Annotated in this window: 4 protein-coding genes; 3 read left to right on the top strand and 1 reads right to left on the bottom strand. The window is 63.8% G+C overall.

The window, feature by feature from the left end; genetic code table 11:
- Positions 1-1,654 (bottom strand): diguanylate cyclase domain-containing protein (locus AC628_RS27555; protein ID WP_074129937.1); only part of this gene is annotated, 1,654 nt, incomplete at its 3' end.
- A 167-nt stretch (positions 1,655-1,821) separates the two neighbouring features.
- Between AC628_RS27555 and AC628_RS27550 the strand changes: the two genes are divergently transcribed.
- The 3 genes from AC628_RS27550 to AC628_RS27540 all read left to right on the top strand — a co-directional run.
- On the top strand, positions 1,822-2,997 hold the full coding sequence (locus tag AC628_RS27550; RefSeq protein WP_050632069.1) for a vWA domain-containing protein: 1,176 nt from the start codon (positions 1,822-1,824) through the stop codon (positions 2,995-2,997).
- A gap of 59 nt (positions 2,998-3,056) precedes the next feature.
- Entirely contained in the window at positions 3,057-3,470 is a 414-nt protein-coding gene (locus tag AC628_RS27545) for a rhodanese-like domain-containing protein (RefSeq protein ID WP_050422006.1), read from the top strand.
- 30 nt (positions 3,471-3,500) lie between these two features.
- Positions 3,501-4,068: sulfurtransferase (locus AC628_RS27540; RefSeq protein ID WP_143201837.1), on the top strand; the 568-nt coding region annotated here is incomplete at its 3' end.

Here is a 4,068-nt window from a genome sequence, read left to right as displayed (position 1 = left end):
CTCTTCGCCGACGCGGCAGGATGATCGCGAATTCCTCGCCACCGTAGCGCGCCGCCATGGCCGTGGTGTCGGTGGTGGCATCGGCGATCACGCGCGCCACGCGCTTCAGGCATTCGTCGCCGGCCTGATGGCCCTGGGTGTCGTTGAAGCCCTTGAAGTGATCGATATCGAGCATGATCAGGGAGATCAGCTCGCGGTCGCGGAACTCGCGCGGCAGCGCGCTGTCGAAGCTGCGGCGGTTGGCGAGTGCGGTCAGGCCGTCGGTGGTCGCAAGCTCGGACAAGCGGACGTTCAGCGCGTTGAGCTCGTCCTCCATCTTGCGGCGTTCGGTCACGTCGCGCAGCACGCCGACGACCTCGATGGCGTGATGGTCTTCCGCCATCCCCGCAAGCTTGAAGTTGATCTCGACCCAGACCTCGGTCCCGTCGGCGCGGAAGGTCTTGAATTCGACGGTCTTGGTGGTGGTCCAATTGGTCAGTTCCGATGTCGCCTTGGCGACGTCGGCGAGGTGATCGGGATGCACGAACTCGAAACAGGATTTGCCGATCAGATCGTCCGGCTTGCGCCCGAGGATGGTCTCGACCGACTGCGACACGAACAGGAAGCGGCCGTCGCGGTCGAGCAGGATCACGACGTCGGCGATGTTGTCGGCGAGCAGCCGATAGCGCGCCTCGCGCTCCCCGAGCATCCGCGCGACCTTGGCCCGCTTGGCAAACTCCTTGCTCAGCAGCATGGCGAACAGGATGACGCTGCCCATCAGGATCACGGCAACGAACAGGTCGTTGCGCAGATCCTCGTGCCAGGCGGCGAGCACCTGCGCTTCCGGCAAGGCGACGGTGACCACGATCGGATATTGCGACGCGCGCTCGAAGCCGAGAAACTTGACGCGTCCATCGAACGGCGATGTGGTCCTGGTATAGCCCGTCCGGTCTTGCTGGATCTGCGCCTTGAAGGCCGCGGAAACCTCCTTGCTCCACTTGCCCGCCGGCCAGTGCGCCAGAACGACGCCGTCGAGGCGGAGCAGGGTAATTCCGGCATGCGGGCCGAATTTGAAGGCCTGGTAGAAATTGTCGAAAAAGCTGCTTTCGATGGTCGCGAACAGCACGCCGCCGAAGCTGCCGTCTTCCCTGGTGACGCGTCGCGACAGCACGATGGTCGGATGCCCGGTCAGCCGGGACTGCAACGGCTCGCTGATATGCAGCGTCGCGTCCGGCGAGTCGCGATGGCTGATGAAATAGCCGCGATCGGCGTCGTTGTGGGCCGGCAGCTCCGCGGCCGAGGAGTAGATCCGGTCGCCGTCGGGGTCGATGACGCCGATTTCCTTGATCTGCGGCAGCGCATCCGCGGTCTTGCGCAAGGCCGCGTTGAAGCGGTCGACGCGCGGCTTCTGGTATTTCAGCAGGTCGACCATGGCGTTCATGGCCACATCGATCGCCTGGACCGAATGCGAGGCATGTTCCGCCAGCGAATGGGTGAGGTTGCGGATGTCGCGTTCGCCCTGCGACAGGGCCGTGGTGCGCGCCTCAACCGCCTTCCAGATCAGAAGACCCAGCACGAATATGCTCATCGCGGCCACGACGGCGGTCACGATCGCCGTCGGGGAAAACAGTTTCGGCAGCTTGGCGTTGCTGTAGGGCAAGTCGGTCGGGTCCACTGGCGTCGTGCTACCTCCAGTGATCAACGTCCCATCTTAACGTCACGTTTCGCCACCGGGAGCCGAAGCTGGCCGGGGTGGTTAAGTGAAAGTGAATGGCTGATCCGCCGGAACGGGCGGGGCAGGGGCCCTTGACGGCACCGGCAGGGCGGGCGATTTAAGTAACCATGTTCCTCCAGTTCTTCACATCACTGCGCGACGCCCAGGTCCCCGTGACGCTCCGGGAATATCTGACCTTGATGGAAGCGCTCGACGCCGACCTCGCCGAACAGACGGTCGAGAACTTCTACTATTTGTCGCGCGCCGCCCTGGTGAAGGACGAGCGCAATCTCGACAAGTTCGACCGCGTGTTCGGCACCGTGTTCAAGGGGCTCGAGAGCCTGCTCGACGCCATGGGCAAGGCGGAGATCCCCGAGGAGTGGCTGAAGAAGCTCGCCGAGAAATATCTCACCGAGGAAGAGAAGAAGCAGATCGAGGCCATGGGCTGGGACAAGCTCATGGAGACCTTGAAGAAGCGGCTCGAGGAACAGAAGGGCCGCCACCAGGGCGGCAGCAAGTGGATCGGCACCGCCGGCACCTCGCCGTTCGGCGCCCACGGCTATAATCCCGAGGGCGTGCGGATCGGGCAGGAGAAGAACCGCAACAACCGCGCCGTGAAGGTGTGGGACAAGCGCGAGTTCAAGGACCTCGACGGCAATGTCGAGCTCGGCATCCGCAACATCAAGGTGGCGCTGCGGCGGCTGCGCAAGTTCGCGCGCACCGGCGCGCCTGACGAGCTCGACCTTGACACCACGATCAAGGAGACCGCCAACCACGGCTATCTCGATGTGCACATGCGGCCCGAGCGGCGCAATGCGGTCAAGGTGCTGGTGTTCTTCGATATCGGCGGCTCGATGGATTCGCATATCGAGCAGGTCGAGGAACTGTTCTCTGCCGCCAAGAGCGAATTCAAGCACATGGAATATTTCTACTTCCACAACTGCCTCTACGAAGGGGTGTGGAAGCAGAACAAGCGGCGCTTCACCGATCGCACGCCGACCTGGGATGTGCTGCACAAATACCCGCACGACTACAAGGTGGTGTTCGTCGGTGACGCCTCGATGTCGCCCTACGAGATCATGGTGCCCGGCGGCTCGGTCGAGCACGTCAACGAAGAAGCCGGCTCGGTCTGGCTCGACCGCATCACCCGCACCTATCCGCACGCGGTGTGGCTCAATCCGGTGGCGCAGAAGCACTGGGACTATTCGGAATCGACCACTATCATCCGCCGCCTGTTCTCCGAGCGCATGTATCCGATCACGATCGAGGGTCTGGAGAACGCGATGCGGGAGCTGGTGCGCTAAAGCGCTACATGCGTCGCGCGCCGACAGGCGCGCCAACAACAACATCCAGGGAGAGCCCCATGCCCCAGAACATCCACCGCGGCATCAAGGTGATGATCGACGAGGCCAATGCCGAGATCGAGACTATCAGCGCGGCCGATGCGATCACGATGATCGGCAAGAACGACGTCGTGATCGTCGACATCCGCGATCCCCGCGAGATCGAGCGCGATGGAAAGATCCCCGGCGCGTTCTCCTGCACCCGCGGCATGCTCGAATTCTGGATCGATCCGAACAGCCCCTACGCCAAGCCGATCTTCCAGGAAGACAAGAAGTTCATCTTCCACTGCGCCGGCGGCCTGCGCTCGGCGCTCGCCGCCAAGACCGCAAAAGACATGGGCCTGAAGCCGGTCGCCCACATGGGCGGCGGCTTTGCCGCCTGGCGCGAGGCCGGCGGCCCGATCGAGGCGTGGGAGCCGAAGAAGAAGGGCTAAGAAGCCTCAGGCTCGCAAGGACATCAGATCATGACCGCCACCGACGATCCGCTCGTTTCGACCGAATGGCTGGCCGCGCATCTCGGCGATGCCAACGTCAAGGTGCTCGACGCGACCTTCAAGCTCCCCGGCGTCTTGCCGTTGCCGAAGGACGACTATCTCGCCGCGCATCTGCCCGGCGCCGTGTTCTTCGACGTCGATGCGGTGTCCGATCATTCCAATCCGCTGCCGCACATGTTCCCGAGCGCCGAGCAGTTCGGCCGCGACATCGGCGGGCTCGGCGTCAGCAATGCCGACACCGTCGTGATCTATGATTCCGGCGGCTGGGTCGCAGCACCCCGCGCCTGGTGGATGTTCCTGTCCTACGGCCATCGCAACGTGCGCATCCTCAACGGCGGCCTGAAGAAGTGGCGCGCCGAGGGCAGGGCGGTCGAGAGCGGCGAGGTGAAGCCGAAGCCTGCGACGTTCCACGCGAGCTACGATCCGAAGCGCGTGCGCAGCATCGAGCAGATGATCGCCAACGTCGAAAGCCGCAAAGAGCAGGTGATCGATGCGCGCGCTGCCGATCGCTTCGAGGGCCGCGCGCCGGAGCCGCGGC

This window comes from Bradyrhizobium sp. NAS96.2 (assembly GCF_001908235.1).
Classification (GTDB): domain Bacteria; phylum Pseudomonadota; class Alphaproteobacteria; order Rhizobiales; family Xanthobacteraceae; genus Bradyrhizobium.
The sequence above is the reverse complement of the archived record's forward strand: the minus strand, read 5'-3'. Positions and strand labels throughout refer to the sequence as shown.